The 20,536-nt window shown below is 72.1% G+C and carries 21 protein-coding genes; 9 read left to right on the forward strand and 12 right to left on the reverse strand.

Annotation, left to right across the window (positions count from 1 at the left end):
* The first annotated feature begins 35 nt into the window (after nt 1-35).
* A complete protein-coding gene (locus tag VG899_01935; protein HWA65115.1) occupies nt 36-1,418 on the forward strand; it encodes a PQQ-binding-like beta-propeller repeat protein in 1,383 nt (460 codons plus the stop codon).
* On the opposite strand, the gene hemG is transcribed toward VG899_01935, so the two are convergent.
* Genes hemG through VG899_01950 form a run of 3 tightly spaced genes read right to left on the reverse strand, consistent with a single transcriptional unit; the run spans nt 1,396 to nt 4,658 of the window.
* Nucleotides 1,396-2,781 carry a protoporphyrinogen oxidase gene (gene hemG, locus VG899_01940; GenBank protein HWA65116.1) on the reverse strand — a complete coding sequence of 462 codons (1,386 nt, stop codon included), beginning with the start codon at nt 2,779-2,781 and terminating at the stop codon, nt 1,396-1,398. The genes VG899_01935 and hemG overlap by 23 nt on opposite strands.
* Nucleotides 2,778-3,809: a uroporphyrinogen decarboxylase gene (gene hemE / locus VG899_01945; GenBank protein ID HWA65117.1), complete on the reverse strand. Its 1,032-nt coding sequence runs from the start codon at nt 3,807-3,809 to the stop codon at nt 2,778-2,780. Before hemE ends, hemG begins: the two co-directional genes overlap by 4 nt.
* A 12-nt stretch (nt 3,810-3,821) precedes the next feature.
* The gene (locus tag VG899_01950) at nt 3,822-4,658 is read right to left on the reverse strand and encodes a DMT family transporter (GenBank protein HWA65118.1); all 837 of its coding nucleotides are present in this window, start codon (nt 4,656-4,658) and stop codon (nt 3,822-3,824) included.
* 83 nt (nt 4,659-4,741) lie between these two features.
* On the opposite strand from VG899_01950, the gene VG899_01955 reads away from it, so the two are divergent.
* Nucleotides 4,742-5,335 carry a DUF3000 domain-containing protein gene (locus VG899_01955; protein ID HWA65119.1) on the forward strand — a complete coding sequence of 198 codons (594 nt, stop codon included), beginning with the start codon at nt 4,742-4,744 and terminating at the stop codon, nt 5,333-5,335.
* Here VG899_01955 and VG899_01960 read toward each other — a convergent pair.
* Nucleotides 5,332-6,375: an ATP-binding protein gene (locus VG899_01960; GenBank protein HWA65120.1), complete on the reverse strand. Its 1,044-nt coding sequence runs from the start codon at nt 6,373-6,375 to the stop codon at nt 5,332-5,334. The genes VG899_01955 and VG899_01960 overlap by 4 nt on opposite strands.
* Before the next feature lie 7 nt (nt 6,376-6,382).
* Nucleotides 6,383-7,801: a hypothetical protein gene (locus tag VG899_01965; GenBank protein HWA65121.1), complete on the reverse strand. Its 1,419-nt coding sequence runs from the start codon at nt 7,799-7,801 to the stop codon at nt 6,383-6,385.
* Nucleotides 7,802-8,056: 255 nt separating this feature from the next.
* Here VG899_01965 and VG899_01970 point away from each other — a divergent pair, with 255 nt between their 5' ends.
* The 3 genes from VG899_01970 to VG899_01980 all read left to right on the forward strand — a co-directional run bounded on the left by VG899_01970 (nt 8,057) and on the right by VG899_01980 (nt 10,488).
* Nucleotides 8,057-8,737, forward strand: coding sequence for a response regulator transcription factor (locus VG899_01970; GenBank protein ID HWA65122.1), 681 nt, complete (start codon nt 8,057-8,059; stop codon nt 8,735-8,737).
* A gap of 69 nt (nt 8,738-8,806) precedes the next feature.
* Nucleotides 8,807-10,054, forward strand: a complete 1,248-nt coding sequence (locus VG899_01975) for an HRDC domain-containing protein (protein HWA65123.1) — start codon at nt 8,807-8,809, stop codon at nt 10,052-10,054.
* Complete coding sequence (locus tag VG899_01980; GenBank protein ID HWA65124.1) at nt 10,051-10,488, forward strand: GNAT family N-acetyltransferase; 438 nt, start codon at nt 10,051-10,053, stop codon at nt 10,486-10,488. Before VG899_01975 ends, VG899_01980 begins: the two co-directional genes overlap by 4 nt.
* Before the next feature lie 11 nt (nt 10,489-10,499).
* Here the strand turns inward: VG899_01980 and VG899_01985 are convergent, their stop codons facing one another.
* The 4 genes from VG899_01985 to VG899_02000 are packed head-to-tail and all read right to left on the reverse strand — an operon-like array spanning nt 10,500 to nt 16,300.
* Nucleotides 10,500-11,291: a trypsin-like peptidase domain-containing protein gene (locus VG899_01985; protein ID HWA65125.1), complete on the reverse strand. Its 792-nt coding sequence runs from the start codon at nt 11,289-11,291 to the stop codon at nt 10,500-10,502.
* Nucleotides 11,288-13,180, reverse strand: coding sequence for a 1-deoxy-D-xylulose-5-phosphate synthase (gene dxs, locus VG899_01990; GenBank protein ID HWA65126.1), 1,893 nt, complete (start codon nt 13,178-13,180; stop codon nt 11,288-11,290). The genes VG899_01985 and dxs overlap by 4 nt, the downstream gene beginning before the upstream one ends.
* A 10-nt stretch (nt 13,181-13,190) precedes the next feature.
* Nucleotides 13,191-14,291 (reverse strand): TRAM domain-containing protein, encoded by a 1,101-nt coding sequence (locus tag VG899_01995; protein HWA65127.1) that lies wholly within the window; start codon nt 14,289-14,291, stop codon nt 13,191-13,193.
* Entirely contained in the window at nt 14,288-16,300 is a 2,013-nt protein-coding gene (locus VG899_02000) for an APC family permease (GenBank protein ID HWA65128.1), read from the reverse strand. The genes VG899_01995 and VG899_02000 overlap by 4 nt, the downstream gene beginning before the upstream one ends.
* 38 nt (nt 16,301-16,338) lie before the next feature.
* Between VG899_02000 and VG899_02005 the strand changes: the two genes are divergently transcribed.
* Nucleotides 16,339-17,007 carry a TrkA family potassium uptake protein gene (locus tag VG899_02005; protein ID HWA65129.1) on the forward strand — a complete coding sequence of 223 codons (669 nt, stop codon included), beginning with the start codon at nt 16,339-16,341 and terminating at the stop codon, nt 17,005-17,007.
* Nucleotides 17,004-17,735 (forward strand): TrkA family potassium uptake protein, encoded by a 732-nt coding sequence (locus VG899_02010; GenBank protein HWA65130.1) that lies wholly within the window; start codon nt 17,004-17,006, stop codon nt 17,733-17,735. The genes VG899_02005 and VG899_02010 overlap by 4 nt, the downstream gene beginning before the upstream one ends.
* Here the strand turns inward: VG899_02010 and VG899_02015 are convergent.
* From VG899_02015 to dut, 3 genes are read right to left on the reverse strand one after another with little or no spacing between them, the layout of a single operon-like run.
* Nucleotides 17,649-18,023: an OB-fold nucleic acid binding domain-containing protein gene (locus tag VG899_02015; protein HWA65131.1), complete on the reverse strand. Its 375-nt coding sequence runs from the start codon at nt 18,021-18,023 to the stop codon at nt 17,649-17,651. The two genes, VG899_02010 and VG899_02015, sit on opposite strands and share 87 nt — an antisense overlap.
* The gene (locus VG899_02020; protein HWA65132.1) at nt 18,020-18,775 is read right to left on the reverse strand and encodes a DUF3710 domain-containing protein; all 756 of its coding nucleotides are present in this window, start codon (nt 18,773-18,775) and stop codon (nt 18,020-18,022) included. Before VG899_02020 ends, VG899_02015 begins: the two co-directional genes overlap by 4 nt.
* A 2-nt stretch (nt 18,776-18,777) precedes the next feature.
* The gene (gene dut / locus VG899_02025) at nt 18,778-19,260 is read right to left on the reverse strand and encodes a dUTP diphosphatase (GenBank protein HWA65133.1); all 483 of its coding nucleotides are present in this window, start codon (nt 19,258-19,260) and stop codon (nt 18,778-18,780) included.
* 39 nt (nt 19,261-19,299) lie between these two features.
* Here dut and VG899_02030 point away from each other — a divergent pair, with 39 nt between their 5' ends.
* Together VG899_02030 and VG899_02035 are read left to right on the forward strand one after the other, a co-directional pair.
* Complete coding sequence (locus VG899_02030; protein ID HWA65134.1) at nt 19,300-19,770, forward strand: DUF3093 domain-containing protein; 471 nt, start codon at nt 19,300-19,302, stop codon at nt 19,768-19,770.
* A partial coding sequence (locus tag VG899_02035; GenBank protein HWA65135.1) for a phosphotransferase occupies nt 19,754-20,536 on the forward strand: 783 nt, incomplete at its 3' end. The genes VG899_02030 and VG899_02035, both read left to right, overlap by 17 nt.

The raw sequence follows: 20,536 nt of genomic DNA on the forward strand, positions 1-20,536 counted from the left end.
GTCTTCATTGTCGCCCCGCGGGGCAGACTCATCCCATGCGACGTACCGGCTTGCTGCTCGCGGTGGCCCCACTCGCCCTGGTGATCGCGTGTTCCACCGGCACCGGCACCGGCACCGCCAACCACGACACCGCGACCCTCGGCGCGCCCGCGCACTACTCGAACTGGCCGAACTTCCACAACACCGCCAGCAAGAGCGGCGTGGCGAACGGGCCGGTGACGCTGCCGCTGCACACCGCCTGGCACCGCAAGCTCGACGGCGCGGTGTGGAGCGAGCCGGTGATCGGCGACGACGTGCTGATCGCCGCAACCGAGCGCAACTCCGTCTACGGGCTCAACCCGCAGACCGGCAAGATCCTCTGGCACCAGAAGCTGGCACTCGCCGAACCCGGCTCGTCACAGCCGTGCGGGGACATCGACCCGATCGGCATCACCGGAAGCCCGGCGTTCGATCCGGCGACCGGGTCGGTGTTCGTCGTCGACACCTCTCCCAGCGGCCACCACACCGTCTGGTCGCTGTCCGCCAAGACCGGCAAGCGCAACTGGCACCGCAACGGCGACGTCGACCGCCACCGCGACATGAACGCCGAGCAGCAGCGGGCGGCGCTGGTCGTCATCGACCATCGGGTGATCGTCACCTACGGGGCGCACGCCGGCGACTGCGGCAACTACGTCGGGCTGGCCGTCTCGATCCCGACGAACGGCAGGGGCCCGACGCCGCACTACGCCGTACCCAACGCGCGCGGCGCCGGGATGTGGGGACCGGCCGGGCCGGTCGAGGCGTACGACGGCAACGTGCTCACGCCCACCGCCAACGGGTCGAACCGCACCGGCGGCACCTGGGACCACAGCGACGGCGTGATCGAGCTCGACCCGACGACGATGCACTACGTCCGCGGCTGGGCACCGACCAACTGGGAGCAGGGCGACGCTGACGACTTGAGTCTCGGCTCCACCTCACCGGTCCGGGTCGCCGGTGACTACGTCGTCGGCGGCAAGCGCGGCGAGGTGTGGCTGCTCGCGCCGGACCTCGGCGGCGTCGGCGGCCAGCTCGACACCCTCGGCGGCGACAACTACTGCAACGCCTTCGGCGGCATCGCCGCGCGCGGCGACACTGCGATCATCCCGTGCAAGAACTTCAGCAAGCCGCACAGCCTGCTCGCGGTGACGGTGAGCAACGGCAAGCTGCACCAGAAGTGGGACACGAGCGGCCTGTACGGCGCGCCGGTCATCGCCGGCCAGCGGGTGTTCGTCGCCGACCTCGACAGCGGATCACTGAAAGTGCTGTCGCTGCAGACCGGTCACGTCATCGCGTCGATCCCGGTCGGCCCCCTCGCGACCTTCCCCTCCGAGGTCGTCGACGGCAACCACGTGTTCGTCCCGACGTTGTCCGGGATCACCGCCCTGCGCGGCTCCTGAGGTAGCCGCTCACCTGCTCGGCGGCGGACCGCGCGGAGGCGACGCATGCCGGCACTCCCACGCCTTGATAGGTCGCCCCGCACACCGCCAGGCCGGGCTGCTCCGCGACCGCCGTCCGGATCCGCGCGACCCGGTCCAGGTGCCCGACGGCATACTGCGGCAACGCGCCGCCCCACCGGCTGACCTTGGCATCGATCGGCTGGCCCGCGAAGCCGGCGTATGCGGTGAGCTCCGCCACTGCGTCCGCGACGAGGTCGTCGTCGTCGCGTTGCAGGACCGCGGCGTCGCCGTGCCGCCCGAACGAGCATCGCGCGACGACGACCTCCCTGCCGGACAGATGCGGCCACTTCGCGGAGGACAAGGTGACCGCCTTGACGGGCCTGCCCGCGATGGCAGGAACGAGATACCCGCTGATGTCGGCGCGCCCGCCGTCCGCGGCGCGCCACGCGGTCGTCACGATCGCCAGGCTGGCGGCATCGATCGCGGCCAGCTCACGGGCCGCCGCGGGAACGTCGGCGGCCAGCAGCCTGCCGGCGGGGCTGGCGGGTGTCGCGACCACCACCGCGGCGACGTCGAGTGCCTGCTCGGCGTTCGTCGCCCCGTGCACGACGCGCCAGCCGTCCGTGGTGCGGCTCAGGCCACGAACCGGCGAGCCGACCGCGATCTCGCCGCCGTGGCGGGCCAGTGAAGCGGCTAGCGCCCCCGGCAAGGTGCCGAGCCCGTCGCGCAACGTGGCGAACACCGGCTGATCCGACGGCGGCCCGGCGACGATCGCCCGCCGTACCGCGCGCAACGCGGATCGCTCGGTACGCGGCACCTGCGGCAGCGTCGCCGCGAGCGACAGCTCGTCGGCGCGCCCGGCGTAGACGCCGCCGAGCATCGGGTCGAGCAGGCGATCGACGACCGCCGAACCGAACCGCCGGCGGGCCCACAACCCGACGGCGATGTCCTCGCCGGGTGGCTCGCCGGGCAACCACGCGTCGGCGCGCGCCCGCGCGACCTCAGCGGCGGACAGCACGCCGCGCAACGCGGCGACGTCGCTGGGCAGGCCCATCACGGTCCGTGCCGGCATGGGGCGCAGCTCGCCGCGGGCCCAGACCGCGGCCCGCATCGTCTGCGGCGACACCAGCCCGGCGTCGAGCCCGAGCGAGGCGACGAGGTCGGCCGCCTCCGGACGGCGTACCAGGAAGGCTTCCGCGCCCTCGTCGACCGCGACGCCGCCGACCTCGCAGGTGCGCAGCTTCCCGCCGATCTGACGGCTGCCCTCGAGCAGCGTGACGCCGACGCCGGTGCTCGCGATCGCGTCCGCCGCCGCGAGCCCGGCGATCCCGCCGCCGATGACGGCAACGGTCGTTGCGGTCACGAGCCGGCGGTCTCGTGATGGACGAGGTCGACGACCCGCGCCAGCGCATCCGGATCGGTGTCGGGAAGTACGCCGTGCCCGAGGTTGAAGACGTGTCCGGCCGCGTGGCGGGCGGCGCGCAACACCTCACGCACCCGCTGGGCGGTCGCCTCCCACGGCGCGAACACCGCCGCCGGGTCGAGGTTTCCCTGCAGCACGACTCCGGACCCGACTCGGGTGGCCGCCTGGTCGAGCGGCACCCGCCAGTCGACACCGACCACGTCGGCGCCCGCGGCCGCCATGAGTCCGAGCAGCTCGCCGGTGTCGACACCGAAATGGATCCGCGGCACACCTTCGACCGACTCGAGCACCCGGCGGCTGTGCGGGAGGACGTAGCGCTCGTAGTCGGCCGCCGACAGCGAACCCGCCCACGAGTCGAACAGCTGCACCGCGCTCGCGCCGGCGTCCACCTGGACCCGCAGGAAGGTCGCGGCGACGTCGGCGAGCCGGCCGGCCAGCGCGTGCCAGAGGTCCTCGTCGCCGTACATCAACGCCTTGGTGCGGGCGTGGTCGCGGCTCGGGCCGCCTTCGACCAGGTAGGAGGCGAGGGTGAAGGGCGCTCCGGCGAAGCCGATCAGCGGCGTCGCGCCCAGCTCACCGACCAGGCCCTCGACCGCCTGGGCGACCGGCGCGACGTCGTCGGGCTCCAGGCGTGGCAGCGCGGCGACCGCGGCCGGGTCGCGGACCGGGTTCGCGACGACCGGGCCCACTCCCGCGACGATGTCGAGGTCGTAGCCGGCCGCCTTGAGCGGCAGCACGATGTCGCTGTAGAGGATCGCGGCGTCCACCCCGTAGCGCCGGACCGGCTGCATCGTGATCTCGACGACGAGGTCCGGGCGCAGGCAGGACTCGAGCATCCCGACGCCTTCTCGCACCTTGCGGTACTCGGGCAGGCTGCGGCCGGCCTGGCGCATGAACCAGACCGGCGTGTGCGGCGCCGGCAGTCCGCGACAGGCCGCAAGAAACGCGCTGTCAGCGACCCCGGGCATCCCACGATGCTGTCACGACGCGATGAGCACCACTCCGGCCAGCGCTCCCACGACGCCGAACAGCTGCACCTTGGCCAGCCGTTCGGCGTGAACCGCCCGAGCGAGGAGCACGGTCATCGCCGGGTACAGCGACGACAGCACGGACACCACCGAGAGCAGGCCGTGACGCGTGGCGTAGGCGAACGTCGCGTTCGCGCCGACGTCGAACACGCCGACCACGAACAGCATCGGGGCGTCGGCGAGCTCGACCCGCAATGACGTCGACGTCACACGGGCGATGACGATCATGAACGCGACCGCCGCGCCGCGCATCACGACGAGCGTCATCAGCGTGCTGTGCTCGGCGCCCCGCCCGATGGCGACGAAGACCACGCCGAAACCGACCGCAGCGAAGCCCGCGAGCCACAGCGGCCGCGCCGCCCCACGGCGCTCGCCGCCACGATGCAGCTCCGGGCCGCTGGCGAAGATCACGCCGACGATCGCCACGACGATCCCGGCGATCTGCCAGACCGACGGGCGGTCACCTTGGGCGAGGCCGACGACCACCGGTACGACGACCCCGGTGGCCGCGATCGGCGCCACGATGCCCATGGTCCCGGTCGCCAGCGCCTCGTAGAACGCCACGATCCCGGCGGTTCCGGCCACCGCCCCGAGCAGCCCCCAGCCGGCGTACCCGTGGGCGCTGGTGACCGCTCCGGTGGCGAGGGCGGCGACCAGCACGCCGGCGAGTCCGATGAGCTCGCTGACCGCCGCAACAGTCACCGCCGGGCGACGTCGGGTGAGGGTGCCGCCGCAGAAATCGGAGGTACCCCACAGCGCGCTCGACACGAGCGCGAGCAGGATCCCCACGCATCTCAACCTATGTCCCAACCCGCCGCCGACCCGGCGCGTGTCGCGGCGGCTGGGAGCGCCTCGACACCTACAGTGGGCGCGTGTCGGTGGACCTGTCGGCATCGGCCGACCTGCCGCCTGCCTTTCGCGAGGCGCTGGCCGGCCTGTCGGCCGTGGAGCTCCGGCCCGAGCTCGTCGTCCACGAGCTTCCGGCACCTCCCCGGCTGGCGCCGCACGCCATCGCGCTGCACGCATCGGTGATGTCCGGCGACGACGAGCTCGCCGAAGGCCGACTGGTCCTGCTGCACGACCCCGACGGTCAGGAGGTGTGGGCCGGCGACACTCGCTGCGTCGCCTACGTCCAGGCCGGGGTCGAGGCGGACATCGCCAACGACCCGATGCTGCTCGAGGTCGGCTGGTCCTGGCTCATGGAGGCACTCGAGTCAGCCGGAGCCGACTACGCGGCAGAAAGCGGCACCGTGACCCGCACCACGTCGGAGCGCTTCGGCGCGATCAGCGAGCACCCGGTCGACTGCGACGTCGAGCTGCGAGCGTCCTGGTCGCCGCGCGGCGACCTCGGGCCGCACCTCGTCGCGTTCGGCGAGGTGCTGTGTGTCGCGGCAGGGTTGCCGCCGATGCCGCCGGGCGTCGTGGCGCTACCGCGGCGCCGTACGCCGAAGCGAGCCCGCCGCTAGCCCGTCGCGGTGACGTCGCCGCTGGAGGCCTGGTCGGCGTGCGGCGGGTTGACCGGCGACGCGAGAGCGATCCCGGTTGCCGCCGACAGCCTCGGCAGCCGCAACGCGAGCGTGGTGCCGGCGCCCCGCCACGACGTCACGTCGAGCGCTCCGCCGACCAGGCGGGCGCGTTCGCGCAGCAGCCCGAGGCCGACGTGGCGGCCGCCGTCGGAGGTCACCGCCTCGGGCATGAAGCCGAGCCCCTGGTCGGCCACGACCGCGGTGACCCAGTTGTCGTCCACGTGGAGCTCGGCGCGCGCGGCGTCGACCTCTGCGTGCTTGACGACGTTGAGCAGCGCCTCCTGGAAGAACCGGTAGACCGTGATCGCGCTGACCAGCGGCAACGGATGCGGCTCCTCCGGCCAGCTCAGCGACACCTCGAGGCCGTAGCGGTTGCGCATGTCGTCGCGCAGCGCTGTCACTGCGCGGGCCAGGTCTCCGTCGCGCAGCGCCGGCGGCCGGGTGCGTGCCATCACGGCCCGCACCTGCTCCTCGGCTTCGGCGACCATGTCGACCGCCCGGCCGATGCTGCCCGGGTTGCGGCGGTCGTCGAGCAACACCCGCGCCATCGTCAGCGACTGGGCGACGGTGTCGTGGAGGTCGGCCGCCAGCTGCCCGCGTGCCGCCTCCTCTGCCCCCACCAGGCCCGACAGCAGCTCGTACATCCCGGCGCTGGCGGTCTCGGCGGCGCGGCGGTGCCGCTCGGCGATCTCGTCGGCCATCCGCACCCGGCGGTGCATGGCGTCGACCGCGCTGGCACGCGCCTGCATCCGGCGTACCGCGCGCGAGACGTTGAACTCCGCGATCGCCGCGACGATCGCGATGACGACGGCGGCCGGGCAGCCGGCGAGCACGACCTCCCACAGCGGGCCGGACACGTGACCGGTGCCGCGCAGGATCTCCACCGACACGACGAGTACGCCGCCGGTGGCGCACAGGGTGAGCACGAAGACCAGCAGCGCCAACGGCATGCCGGTGCCCCGCATCCAACGCATCAGCATCGGGCGCTCACAGGCTCGGCTCGTTCAGCTGGGCCGCGACGACTCCGGTCGTCGTCCAGTCGTCGAAGCGACGCGAGCCGCTCATCTGGAGATCCGCGGAGGTGAGCGCGTTGCCGAGGTCGGGCTCGGCGGCCAGCGCGATCGCGCCGAGCAGCGAGGCGACGGCGCGCTCGACCGCGTACAGCTCGTCGACGATGTCACTCACGGCAGCGGACTCCCCCGATCCCGCGAGGCGGGACAGCCGGCTCGCCGAGTCGCGCAGGACCTGCAACGCCGGCGCGGTGTCGGCGCCGATGTCCCCGAGGGCGTGCGCCACGTCCTCGGCGGGCGCGGCTGCCGGGCGGTCGCCGACCGACAGCCAGGACTCCGCCTGTGCCGCCAGCACACCCGCGAGCAGGACCTCCCGTCGCCCGTACGGCGGCTTGCCGGCGAGGCGGCGCGCGCGAAGAACGGCGAGCGGGCTGTCCACTTCGCCGACCACGGTCACCAGCCACGGCGCGTTGTCGTCGAGCCCGGTCTTGGTGGCGCACTCGGCCAGCGCGTCGAGCACCCACGGCTCGTCGAGCGCGTCGGGATCGACGCGGCGGCGCTTCACTCCTTCCGTGTCACCGGAGTAGTGCACCGGTCCCTCATGAGCGAGCAGCACCATCTCGACCTCGGCCGCGTCGAGGGAGCGGTTCGCCGCGGTCAGCACCACCTGCGCCGAGCCGTCCACCGACCGGCTGCTCGCGAGCTCCTGTAGCTGGGCGAGCTGGACGAACAACGCGGTCTCCGCCGACCGGGTCGCCTGCTCGTCGTAGGAGATCCACAGCAGCACCAACGGCACCCCGAGCGCGAACAGGCCGAGCGGCGCGTTGGCGGCCAGCCACGCGCCGAGCAGGCCCAGGCCCGACGAGCCGACCGAGTGCAACGCCGAGAACGGCACGTTGGTGCCGATGAGCGAGCCGAGCCGGCCGCCCGTGGTGGTGGCGAGCGCCATGACCAGCAACGCCATGTTCGCCAGCCAGAACACCGCCATCCCGCCGATCGCGCCCCACAGCCCGCCGCCGATGGCGTGGGCGAACTCCGCTCCGAGCGCGGTCGCGGCCGCGAAGCGCGACACGACGACGGCCAGGCTGATCGGGTCCTGGCGGCGCAGGACCTGGGACAGGAACACCCCGGCGGAGACGGCGACGACCGTCCAGGACCGCGGCGACTGGACGAACGCCGCCGCGATGGCGGACTCGGTGATGGCGAAGGTCCACCGCTGCCGACCGAATGTGAGGCGCACCGCGGCGAGCTCGGCCGCAAGGACCGAGACGGTCAACACGGGCAGCGCGTAGCTGACCGGGCTGCCCCAACCGGTCAACACGCCGGCGGCGGTCGCCACGCCGGCCGCGAAGACGGTGACCAGCCGCAGCCGGGCCGCCGGGGGGATCAGGCTCATGACGTCACCGCGACGAACATCGGCGACCTCCCCCTACACACGGCGCTACGCCATCCTCGCCGGTGATTCTCGGCCGTTCGGCCCAAGAACTTCGGTATTCATCGCCGCAATCCCCCATTCGGCGCAATCAGCCGTATGGAGCAACCGTTACCCCTGTTGGGCTACAGGAGGCGCTGTCGCGCGCCGACAAACCTCTCGTCAGCACGAGGCGGCCCAGCCGTGCCCACGCCGGTATTCGAGCAGGAGGAGGGACAGGTGTCCGCGATCGTCGAGCGCACACCGGCGCCTTCGCCGGACCCCGTCGCGGGTTTCACCGCGATGGTGGTCGACGACCACCCGCTGGTCCGCGAGTCGATGGCTGCCCGGCTCACCGCGATGGGCGCCCGCGAGGTCGTCGAAGCCGCGAGCGTTGCCGAGGCCCGCGCACGGGCCCACGCCGGCGGCGCCCGTGACCTCTGCGTGCTCGACGTCGGCCTGCCCGACGGTTCGGGCCTGGACCTGCTCGCGGATCTGCGCGCCGCAGGCTGGCCGCGACTCGTCGTGCTCTCCGCCGCCGACGACCCCTACTCCGTGCGCGCGGCGTTCGTCGCCGGCGCGCAGGGCTACCTGCTCAAGTCCGCCTCCCCCCTCGTCGTCGCCGACGGGGTGCGTCGGGTCCTCGACGGTGGCGTGTACGCCGACCCGTCGGTCGCGTCACTGCTCGCCGCCGGGTTGCGCGGCGGTCCGCAGCACGACGGCGTCTCGGAGCTGTCCGGCCGGGAGGTCGAGGTCCTCCAGCTCGTCGCCGACGGCCGCTCGAACAAGGAGATCGGCGAGTCGCTCGGCCTGTCCGCGCTGACCGTGAAGAGCCATCTCGCCCGCATCGCCCGCAAGCTGGGTACCGGCGACCGTGCGGAGATGGTCGCGATGGCGATGCGCGCCGGGGTCGTCCGGTAGCTGCGGTCCCGGACCGTCGCCCGGCCGCGCCGATGCGTACTCGCGGTCTCATCCCCTAACGTCGAACGCGTGAGCGAAACCGTCGAGGAGACCGCGCCGCCGGTCATCGAGGCTGACGCGCCCGAGGTTCCGCTGCTCAGCGAACCCAGCGGCGGCGTACCGCCGATCATCGACACCCTTGCCGCGCTCGAAGCCGCGACCGAGGCGCTGCGCGACGGGAGCGGCCCCGTGGCCGTCGACGCCGAACGCGCATCGGGCTACCGCTACGGCCAACGTGCCTATCTGATCCAGATCCGCCGCGAGGGCCCCGGCACGCTGCTGATCGACCCGGTCCCGTTCGGCGACCTGCGGCGCATCACCGAGGCGGTCGGCGACGCCGAGTGGGTGGTGCACGCCGCGTCGCAGGACCTGCCGTCGATGCGCGAGCTCGGCCTGGTGCCCAAGCGGATGTTCGACACCGAGCTCGCCGCGCGGCTCGCCGGGTTCGAGCGGGTCGGCCTCGCGACGATGGTCGAGCTTCTCCTCGGCGTCCGGCTGGCCAAGGAGCACTCCGCCGTCGACTGGTCCAAGCGGCCGTTGCCGGAGCCCTGGCTGCGCTACGCGGCGCTCGACGTCGAGGTGCTGCTCGACCTGCGCGACGAGCTCGAGGCGGTGCTTCGTCGGCAAGGCAAGCTGGACTGGGCCCACGAGGAGTTCGCGGCGGTGCTCAGCGCCGAGCCGACGGCGCCGCGGGCCGACCCGTGGCGGCGTACCAGCGGGATCCACCGCATCCGCAACCGTCGCCAGCTCGCCGTCGTACGAGCGGTCTGGTACGAACGCGACCGCATCGCTCGCGCCCGCGACACCGCGCCCGGCCGGGTGCTGACCGACGCCGCGATCGTCGCGGCCGCCCTGAGCGCTCCCGCCACCGAAGCCGATCTCGTGAAGGTCGCCGGTTGGGGCGGTCGCGCGACGCGGCGGCTCGCCACCGAGCTGTGGCCGGTGATCGAGGCGGCCCGGGCGCTGCCCGAGACGGACCTGCCCCGCCCCGCGGTCGCCGGCGACGGCCCGCCACCCGCGAGCCGCTGGCCGGACCGCGACCCGGTCGCCGCCGCCCGGCTCGCCCGGGCGCGCGCGGTGATGGCGGAGGCCTCGCAGCGCCACAACATCCCGACCGAGAACCTGCTCACCCCCGAGCTGCTGCGCCGCTTGGCGTGGTCGCCGCCGTCGTCGGACGTGGCGGCGGTCACCGACTTCCTGCTCGCCGGCGGCGCCCGGCAGTGGCAGGTCTCCGTCGTCGGGCCGGCACTCGCCGCCGCGATGGCCGATCCGGATTGAGGCTGCTTCGCGTCGACGCGGCACAAGCTGACGCGTTCGCTCGCGGCGAGACCGGCCCATGGCCACTCGCGCCGGGCTGGCCGCACGCCGCCACCGTCGCCGGCCTGGGCTTCGCGCGCAGCGGCGGGCTGCAGTGCCTCGTCATCGACGACGACGGTCGGATCGCCGGCGAGTGCGGCACGAAGCTCCCGCCGCGCGACGGGGTCGTCGAGATCGGGTATGGACTCGCTGCACCCAGCCGCGGCCAGGGCCTGGGCGGCCGCGCCGTCGGCGAGCTGGTCGCGATGCTGCGCTCGATGCCCGAGGTGACGACGATCGAGGCCGAGGTCCACGTGTCCAACGTGGCCTCCCGCCGGCTGGTCGAACGACTCGGGTTCGTCACCGAGGGCGAGCCGGCGGGCGGCTACCTCCGCTACCGCCTCCGCGCCCGCTGAGGCGCGGCCGGTTACTGCCCGGTCGTGCAGCCGTCGCTCGGCGGGGCCGGGAAGTGGTCGGGAGCGCCGTGCCGACCCGCTCGGGCGAGTGCCCGATGCGCCGCCTCCCCCAACGGCGCCGAGTACAGCTGTTGTTTCGTGCAGCCGCCTTGGTGCAGCCCGCCGACCAGACCGACGACGCTGCGCTCCTTCCCCGAGCCGGCCAGCCAGGGACCGCCGCTGGTGCCGTCCGCGAAGCCGTTGCAGCGAATCGCGTCGTAGGCGCCCTTGCGGTAGGTGCTCGCCCGGCACCGCAACCCGGAGCCACCGACGCCGAGCGGGTAGCCGTAGGCGGTGGCGACACTGCCCGGCTCGGGGATGCGGCCCAGCCGATTCGCGCCGGTCACGCTCTGCAACGTGCGTTGCCGGCCGTCGATCCGCTTGGGCGCGACGAGCAGGAACGCGAAGTCGTCGTGCGGGTCGGTGTGCTGGATCCAAGCCGGCGCGGCGTAGGCGGCGGTGACCCGCCACATGCCGTACGGCGCCTGGCCGTCGTGGAACCCCGGCGCGAACTCATATCCCGCCGCGGTGCCGCTCCGCACGCAGTGCGCGGCCGTGACGATGACGCTGCGGTCCGCGCTGGCCACGACGCTGGCGGTGCAGATGTGGAGCGGGAACAACCCGGTGATGAACAGCGCGCCCACCGTCGGGGTGCCGTCGAACGTTGTCGCCGTGACGCGGGGCGGCGCCGAGGCGTGGGCCGGCGATGCCAGCACGCTGCCCGCTGCCGCAACCGTTGCGGCGAGCAGCCGAGCCAGCCTCACCCGGAGGTGACGGAGCTCGCGCCGGCGGCGGCTTCGATGACGGCGCGGGCGATCTCCTGCGCCGACAGGCCGCATTCGGCGAGCAGGGTCGGTCGTTCGCCGTGGGGCAGGAACTGCTGCGGCAGCGCGACCTGCCGTAGCGGCACCCGGATGTTGCGGGCGAGCAGCTCGCGAGCGATGGCGGTGCCGACGCCGCCTGCGCCGACACCGTCCTCGATCACGACGACCTGCTCGTGTGCGGCGGCGAGCGCCGGCAGCGCGGCGTCGACGGGGAGCACCCACCGCGGGTCGACCACGGTGACGCCGACCCCCTGAGCCGCCAGCCGGTCCGCGACGTCGAGCGCGATCGCGGCCTGGGGTCCCACCGCCACGATCAGGACGTCACTGGAGTCGTCGCGGCGCAGCACGTCCATCTCCCCGATCCGGTCGACTGCGGCGATGTCGTCGTCGACCGACGCCTTCGGGAAGCGCACCGCGGTCGGCCCGCTGTCGTGGTCGACCGCCTCGTGGAGCAGCTGGCGCAGCCGCGTCGCGTCGCGCGGAGCGGCGACCCGCATCCCGGGCACGATCCCGAGCACCGCGAGATCCCACATGCCGTGGTGCGAGGAGCCGTCAGGCCCGGTGATGCCGGAGCGGTCGAGTACGAACGTCACGGGGAGGTGGTGCATCGCAACGTCCATCAGCACCTGATCGAACGCCCGGTTGAGGAACGTCGAGTAGATGCACACCACCGGATGCAGGCCACCCATCGCCATGCCGGCGGCCGAGGTCACCGCGTGCTGCTCGGCGATCCCGACGTCGAAGGCGCGCTCCGGGAAGCGCTCGGCAAACGGGTGCAGCCCCACGGGCCGCAGCATGGCGGCGGTGATCGCGACGACATCGGGGCGCTGGTCGCCGATCACCACCATCTCCTCCGCGAACACGTTGGTCCACGTCGGCGGTCCGACCGACACCGGGCGGCCGGTGAGCGGGTCGATCACGTTGACGGAGTGGAACTGGTCGGCCTCGTCGTCGACGGCCGGGCCGTAGCCGCGGCCCTTCTCGGTGAGGCAGTGCACGATCACCGGACCGCCGAACCGGCGCGCGTGACGCAGCGCCTGCTCCACCGCGGCCACGTCATGGCCGTCGATCGGTCCGACGTACTTCAGGCCCAGGTCCTCGAACATCGCCTGGGGCTGGATGAGGTCTTTCACGCCCTTCTTCATGCCGTGCAGCGCCTCGTAGATGGGCCCGCCGAGCACCGGGGTGCGCGCCAGCGACGTCTTGACCAGGCCGAGGGTGCGCTCGTACGACGGCGACAGCCGCAGTCCGGCGAGATGCGCGGCGAGGCCACCGACGGTCGGGGCGTAGGAGCGGCCGTTGTCGTTGACGACGATGACCACCGGCCGGTCCGGCGCTCCGGCGATGTTGTTGAGCGCCTCCCAGCACATGCCGCCGGTGAGCGAGCCGTCGCCGACAACGGCGACGACCGCCCGGTCGGACTGCCCGGCCAACCCGAAGGCCTTCGCCAGGCCGTCGGCGTAGGACAGCGCAGTGGAGGCGTGGGAGTTCTCGACCCAGTCGTGCCGGCTCTCCGCGCGTGACGGATAGCCGGACAGGCCACCCGCCTGCCGAAGTACGCCGAACTGGTCGCGCCGGCCCGTCAGCAGCTTGTGCACGTAGGACTGATGGCCGGTGTCCCAGACGATCGCGTCGTGCGGTGAGTCGAACACGCGATGCAGCGCGATCGTCAGCTCGACGACCCCGAGATTCGGGCCCAGATGCCCGCCGGTGCGGGCGACCGCCGAAATCAGGAACTCTCTGATCTCCTGCGCGAGCGCGGGCAGGTGGGAAGCGTCGAGCTGCTTCAGATCGGCCGGCTCGTGGATGGTCTCCAGCAGCCCGCTCATGAGTTCGATCCTAGGTCGTGGGCTCCAGCAGCGCGACGCACTCGACGTGCGCGGTCATCGGGAACAGGTCGAAGGCCCGCAAGCCGGTCAGCGACCAGCCCGCGCCGACGAAGGTCGCGATGTCGCGGGCCATCGAGGCGGGCTCGCACGCCACATAGCAGACCTGCCGTGGACCGAGCGCCACGATGCCGTCGACGACAGCGGCGCCGGCACCCTTGCGCGGCGGGTCGAGCACGACCACGTCGGCTCCTTCGCCGAAGCGGGCCAGCCATCGCGCCACCTGCTCGGCCACGACCGTCACGTTCGCCAGATCGGCAAGGTTCGCCGTCGCGGCCCGGGCGGCCTCGCGATGGCTCTCGACGAGCACCACGTCTCCGCGCGGCACCAGCGGCGCGAGCGCGCCGGCGAACAGGCCGACCCCGCCGTACAGGTCCAGGCAACGGTCGGACGGGTGGACGTCCAGAAATCCGAGGACCGCGCCGGTCAGCGCGCCCGGGGCGCCGGGGTGGACCTGCCAGAAGCCGCCTTCGGGGATCCGGTAGCGGCGCCCGCCAACCGTGACCTCGTCGGAGGACTGCAGGTCGACCGCGTCGACGTCCGGCCAGTGCTCCGCGACGACCGAGGCGACCGGGAGCGAGTCGTGCGCGATCAGGCAGTCGGTGACGTGCTCGATCGTGCTGGACCGGTGTCGATGCAGGCCGGCCACCCCGTCAGGCCCGACCGCGAGCCGCATCCGGGTGCGCCAGCCGAGCCCTTCGTGGTCACCCGGCACCGCCTCCACCACGACGTCGCGCTCCAGCTTCGCGATGCGGCGCAGCGCCGCATCGACGACCTCCGCCTTCAGCGCCCGCTGCTCGGCCAGCCGCACGTGCTGCCAGTCGCAGCCGCCGCAGCGCCCCGGGCCGGCGAACCGGCACGGCGGGTCGACCCGGTGGGGCGAGGCCGCGAGGATCTCGACGGCATCCGCGCGCAGGAACGACGGCTTCTCCTCCGTGACGAGGACACGCACCCGCTCGCCGGGCAACGCGTGCCGGACCAGGACCGCCCGGCCGTCCGGAGCGTGCGCGACGCAGATCCCGCCGTGCCCGACCGGTCCGACCTCGACGATCACGGCGTCGGCGAGGTGGGTTTCGCCTCCACCGGCCGGCGAACGTCGCCGGCCGCCGGCCGGTTGTGCTGTACGACGCGCCCAGACGACGCCAGCTGGTACGGGACGCTGGTCACCATCACACCCCGCATGAACAGCAGCCGGCCCTTGAGCCGCAGCGCGTTCTGGTTGTGCAGGATCTGCTCCCACCACCGGCCGACGACGTACTCCGGGATGAACACGGACACGACGTCGCGCGGGCTGGACCGGTTGATCTCCTTGATGTACTTGATGATCGGCCGGGTCACCTCCCGGTACGGCGACTCCAGGATCTGCAACGGCACGGGCACGTTGCGCCGGTCCCACTCGTCGCGCAGCTTGCTGGTCGCGTCGTGGTCGATGTCGACGGTCAGCGCGATCAACGACGACGGGCGGGTGGCGCGCGCGTAGTTCACCGCGCGCAGCGTCGCCTTGTGGACCTTCGACACGAGCACGACGGCATGCACGCGCGACGGCAGGATGTCGTCGGCGTCCTCCGGTACGAGCTCTTCGTTGACCAGGTCGTAGTGCTTGCGGATGCCGCGCATCAACGTGAACAGGACACCCATTGCGACGATCGCGATCCACGCCCCCTCGGTGAACTTCGAGATCACGATGATGGTCAGCACCAGTGCGGTGACCACGGCGCCGACCGAGTTGATCACCCGGGAGCGCTTCATCTGCCGGCGTCGAGCCGGCTCCTCGGTGAGCGGCAGGTTGCGGTTCCAGTGCCGGATCATGCCGACCTGGCTGTTCACGAACGACACGAACACGCCGACGATGTAGAGTTGGATCAGCCGGGTCGGCGACGCCGAGAACGCGACAATCAGCACCATCGCGAACCCGGCGAGCAGCAGGATGCCGTTGCTGAACGCGAGCCGGTCACCGCGAGTGTTGAGCTGACGCGGCAGGTAGCCGTCGTGGGCGAGGATCGATGCCAGCACCGGGAAGCCGTTGAAAGCGGTGTTCGCGGCGAGCACCAGGATCAGGGCGGTGACCGCCTGCAGGAAGTAGAAGCCGAAGTTCTTGCCGAACACCGCGAGGCCGACCTGGGCAATGACCGTCTTCTGCACGTAGCTGTGTGGCGCGCCGATCAGGTTGTGCGTCGCCGGGTGCCCCGCGGCGTTGGTCTCGACGACGTGCACGTGGCTGACGATCGCGAGCACGGTGATCGCCATGAACATGCTGACCGCGATGCCACCGAGGAGGGCGAGCGTCGTGGCGGCGTTCTTGCTCTTCGGCTTCTGGAACGCGGGTACGCCGTTGCTGATCGCCTCCACGCCCGTCAGCGCCGTACATCCCGACGCGAAGGAGCGCAGCAGCAGGAACACGAGCGCGAGGCCGGCATAGTTGTGGGCGGCGGACACCCGGTAGTGGGCGCTCTCCGAGCTCAGGTGATGCCCCGTCGCGAGCTTCGCCAGGCCGACGGTGATCAGCACCGCCACCGCGGCGACGAAGGCGTACGTCGGCACCGCGAACGCCTTGCCCGACTCGCGCACGCCCCGCAGGTTCAGCAGCATGATGATCGCGACGATCACGACCGACACGAGCACGGCGTGGCCTTGCAGCGACGACACCGCCGAGGTGATGTTGGCGACCCCAGAGCTGACCGACACGGCGACGGTCAGCACGTAATCGACCATCAGGGCGCTGGCAACGGTCAGCCCGGCGCGCGGTCCCAGGTTGGTCGTGGCGACCTCGTAGTCGCCACCTCCGCTGGGGTAGGCGTGGACGTTCTGCCGGTAGGACGCAACGACGACCAGCATGAGAAAGGCGACGCCAGCCGCGGCGTACCACGTGTAGTGGATGAACGACAGCCCGCCGAGGGACAGGACGAGCAGGATCTCCTCCGTCGCATAGGCGACGGAGGACAGCGCGTCACTGGCAAAGACCGGAAGGGCGATCCGCTTCGGCAGCAGGGTCTCGCCGAGCTGGGTGCTGCGAAGCGGCCGGCCGACGAACAGCCGTTTCGAGATGTCGCCCAGCGATGGCACCCCGCAAGCGTAGAGGTGCGACGTGTAGCGTTCCGTCAGTGCATGTCGTGATCATGGGGTGCGGCCGCGTCGGCGCGACGATCGCTACGGGACTCGAGGCCCGCGGCCACTCGGTCGCGGTCGTCGACCAGGACGCCACCGCCTTCCGCCGGCTCCCCCGCGACTTCGGCGGCCGTCAGGTGGTCGGCGTCGGCTTCGACCGTGACACGCTCATCGAGGCCGGGATCGAGCAGGCCGAGGCGTTCGCCGCCGTCTCCAGCGGCGACAACTCCAACATCATCTCGGCGCGCGTCGCCCGGGAGACCTTCGGCATCGACAACGTCGTCGCGCGGATCTACGACCCGCGCCGCGCCGAGGTCTACACCCGCCTCGGCATCCCCACGGTGGCGACCGTGCGGTGGACCGCCGACGAGATGATGCGCCGCCTGCTGCCGGACGGCGCGCACAGTCTGTGGAGCGACCCGACCGGGCACCTCCTCCTCGTCGAGGTCGACTACGACATCGGCTGGGTCGGGCGATCGGTGCGTGACATCGGGCTCGCGACCGAAAGCGCCCGGGTCGCGTTCCTGACCCGCTACGGCGAGGCCTTCGTCCCCCGCGGCGAGACGGCGTTGCAGGACGGTGACCAGTTGCACATGTTCGTCACCCGCGGCGACATCCAACGGGTCGAGCAGTTCCTCGCGGCCCCACCGGCGGAGCAGTCATGAAAGTGTGTGTCGCCGGTGCCGGCAACGTCGGCCGGTCGATCGCCCGGGAGCTGATCGGCAACGGCCACGACGTGACGTTGATCGAGCGGGAGCCGAAGGCGTTCAAGACCGACTCCGTGCCGGGCGCCGCGTGGCTGCTCGCCGACGCCTGCGAGCTGAGCTCGCTGGAACAGGCCGAGCTGCAGGACTGCAACGTCGTCATCGCCGCGACCGGGGACGACAAGGTGAATCTCGTGCTCTCGCTGCTCGCCAAGACCGAGTACGGCGTGCCGCGGGTCGTGGCCCGCGTCAACCACCCGAAGAACGAGTGGTTGTTCAACGAGGCGTGGGGTGTCGACGTGGCGGTCTCGACGCCCCGGCTGCTGTCGGCGCTGGTCGAGGAGGCCGTGACCGTCGGGGACCTGGTGCGGCTGCTCTCCTTCCGCGAGGGCGAGGCCAACCTGGTCGAGGTGACGTTGCCTGCGGACACCCCGCACGCCGGTACCCGGGTCGGTTCGGTCGCCTGGCCGCCGGACGTCACCCTCGTCGCGATCCTGCGCGACACCCACGTACTCACGCCGACCGCCGACGACCCGATGGAGGCCGGAGACGAGCTGCTGTTCGTGAGCGCCCCGGATCAGGAAGAGGCGCTGCATGCGCTGCTAGCCGGCGGCAGCAACCAGTTCGTACCGCGGGTTGAAGATGACCCGGCGTCCGCCGGTGGTGGTGATCCGGCCGCTGGCGGCTAGCCGACGTCCGGGCGTGATCCCCGCGATCTCGCGCCGGCCCAGCCAGGTCAGCGTCACGGTGCCGCTGCCGTCGTAGAGCTCGACCTCGAGTGTCGGCGTACCGGCCCGCGGCCGCAGCGTCAGCGACCGAACTGTGCCCATCACCGTGACCTGGTTGCGGTTCTGGCACTGCTTGAGCGCGGTGGCGCCGCGGGAGGCGCATTCCCGCTGCAGGTCGTGCGCTTCGAGTACGTCGTCCTCGCTCGCCAGGCGGCTGACCGCCTTGCGGAGCCGACCCGGCTCGCTCATTGCGTCTCCGTGATCTCGGGGCCGCGTTCGGTCAGTTCCAGCACGCGGTCCTCCGGGTTGGATTCAGCCATCTGTTCGAGGGCTTCTCTCGGCAGGTGCAGCGCGAGCGGGTCGCGCGGCGCCATGGCATCGCTGCCACGGACGACAACGATGCCACGGAACGCCTCCTCGAGCCGGCGCGCCTGCAGCGTGTCGGTGGCCGCCGGGCCGGTCATCAGCCCTCTGAGGAACCAGCGTGGTCCGTCCACACCTATGAAACGCGCGGCCGGCATCCCGCCATTTCCGTCCGGGATGCGCGCTCGCAGCTCCGGACCGAAGGGGCCGGTCTGCTCCTCGGCGGCGCCGCCCGAGGTGCGCAGCGACTCCGCGATCTCCTGGCGTACGTCCGCCCACAGGCCGCTGCTCTTGGGAGCCGCGAAGGCGTTGACGACGAGCTGGCTCGCGCCGTCGGCGAGCGCCGCGGCAACCACCACGTTGTCCATGACCTCGACCCGCACGTCGACTCCGGACACGAACGGGACCGTCAGCCCGCCCAGGTCGATGCGCGCAGTCGTGTCCTCACGCGGCACGTCCTTCTCGTCCCACGGGCCGGTCGTCGGTCCCGGGACGACGGTCGCCGAGCGAACCGCCGTCTCGGGGTCCGGCTCGGCCACGTCGTCGTCGTACCCGGCCGAGTCGTCCTCGTCATCGAGTCCGTCGAGCTCGTCGTCGTCGAACTCGTCGGTCTCATCCGCGCGTCGTCGGCGGAACATCCCTAGCTCACCTCCGGCATAGCGCGTCCATGGTCAGCCCACCCGCCGGTCGATCCAAAACCGCCGGCGGACCGGACCGACTCCGGCAGCTCGTCGACCTCGACGAACCGGGCGCGTTCGACCCGCTGGATCACCAGCTGCGCGATCCGGTCGCCCCGGCTCAGCCGTATCGGCTCCCGCGGGTCGAGGTTGACGACGATGACCTGGATCTCGCCGCGGTAGCCCGCGTCGATCGTGCCGGGCGAGTTGACCAGTGCGACGCCGCATCGCGCGGCGAGACCCGAACGTGGATGCACAAATGCGGCATACCCCTCCGGGATGGCAATCGCGGTGCCCGTCGGCACCACCGCCCGCTCCCCTGGGGCGAGGTCGACGTCGACCGCGGTGACGAGGTCGGCGCCCGCATCGCCGTCGTGGGCGTACGACGGGGCCGGGAGCTCCGGGTCGAGCCGGCGGAGCAGCACCTCGACGGAGACATCAGCCATGGCCACGGCACCCTATCCGGCCCGCTCTAACCTGGATCCGTGGCCGACGCCTCACACGACGAGCGACTCACGATCCCGACGAGCTGGTGGCCGGCCATCGCGGTGATCGTGGCCTTCGCGATCTTCGAGATCGCCTCCGGCTTCACGCTCGTGGTCTACGTCCCGGTGATCGTGTTCGTCATCGGGTTCTTCGTCGTACCTCCGTTCATGTCGGGACGGTTGCGGGTGCGTGTCCATGACGGGGTGCTGTCCGCGGGCGACGACGACCTTCCAGTCACCGCGATCACCGCGATCACTCCGCTCGACCGCGAGGCGACCCGCCTTCGGCTCGGACCGCAGGCGGACCCGGCCGCGAAGCTGGTGGTACGCGGGTGGATCGGGTCGTCGGTGATGGTCCGGCTCAACAATCCCGACCCGGTCCCGTACTGGATCGTCTCGACCAGGCATCCGGAGGAGCTCGCCGCCGCGATCAAGAGCGAGCGAGCGGCAGTGCGTGCGGCAAAGTCCTGACGAACGCCGCTGGACGGACCCCGCCCCCACCGTCGAGCAGGAACTGCCGAGGGGCGACGTCACCGAAGGCGTCGTGCGCGTCGGCGACACGGTACGGCGGCCTCACCACGAACGCAGCGTTTCCATCGCGCGCTATCTCGACCACCTCGAGGACGCGGGCTTTCCGGGAAGCCCCCGCTATCTGGGCCGAGACGCCGCAGCACGCGACGTGCTCTCCTACCTGCCCGGTCAGGTCGCTTCCGCGAGCCCCGAGCGATGGGCCGCCGACGAGGATCTGCTGACCTCCGTCGCCGACCTCGTCCTGGAGCTGCAGCGGGCGGCAGCCGGATTCGACGACGACGAGACGCTCTTCCCCCGCACGCCCGACGACGTCGGGCCGACGGTGGTCTCTCATCTCGACGTCACGCCGCAGAACGTGGTCGTCCGGGGCGGGCGAGCGGTCGGGCTGATCGACTTCGATCTTGCGCGGCGGGCGTCGGCCTACCTCGAGTGCCGCAACACGGCGGTGCACTGGGTGCCGCTGGTCGACCCGGTCGACGTCTATCCGGAATGGCACGGCATCGACCAGCTCCGGCGGCTGCGGCGGTTCGTCGACCGCTTCGGGCTGAGCCGGGAGCTGCGCGAGCGCTACGTCGCGGACGAGATCGCCCGGGCGGATGGCACATGGCTACGGATGAAGGACCGCGCCGAGACCCTGGGCGGCGGCTGGCGGCGAATGTGGGACGAGGGCGTCGGCGACAAGATCCGCCGTCGGCAGGCCTGGCTT

The organism is Mycobacteriales bacterium (genome assembly GCA_035550055.1).
Classification (GTDB): Bacteria; Actinomycetota; Actinomycetes; order JAFAQI01; family JAFAQI01; genus DASZTV01.

Excerpts from the sequence above, each read along its gene's own strand:
- VG899_01935 (HWA65115.1), top strand. The coding sequence starts at position 36 with ATGCGACGTACCGGCTTGCTGCTCGCGGTGGCCCCACTCGCCCTGGTG.
- hemE (HWA65117.1), bottom strand. The coding sequence starts at position 3,809 with ATGCCCGGGGTCGCTGACAGCGCGTTTCTTGCGGCCTGTCGCGGACTG.
- VG899_01960 (HWA65120.1), bottom strand. The coding sequence starts at position 6,375 with ATGCTGATGCGTTGGATGCGGGGCACCGGCATGCCGTTGGCGCTGCTG.
- VG899_01965 (HWA65121.1), bottom strand. The coding sequence starts at position 7,801 with ATGAGCCTGATCCCCCCGGCGGCCCGGCTGCGGCTGGTCACCGTCTTC.
- dxs (HWA65126.1), bottom strand. The coding sequence starts at position 13,180 with ATGAGCGGGCTGCTGGAGACCATCCACGAGCCGGCCGATCTGAAGCAG.
- VG899_02010 (HWA65130.1), top strand. The coding sequence starts at position 17,004 with ATGAAAGTGTGTGTCGCCGGTGCCGGCAACGTCGGCCGGTCGATCGCC.
- VG899_02015 (HWA65131.1), bottom strand. The coding sequence starts at position 18,023 with ATGAGCGAGCCGGGTCGGCTCCGCAAGGCGGTCAGCCGCCTGGCGAGC.
- VG899_02020 (HWA65132.1), bottom strand. The coding sequence starts at position 18,775 with ATGTTCCGCCGACGACGCGCGGATGAGACCGACGAGTTCGACGACGAC.
- dut (HWA65133.1), bottom strand. The coding sequence starts at position 19,260 with ATGGCTGATGTCTCCGTCGAGGTGCTGCTCCGCCGGCTCGACCCGGAG.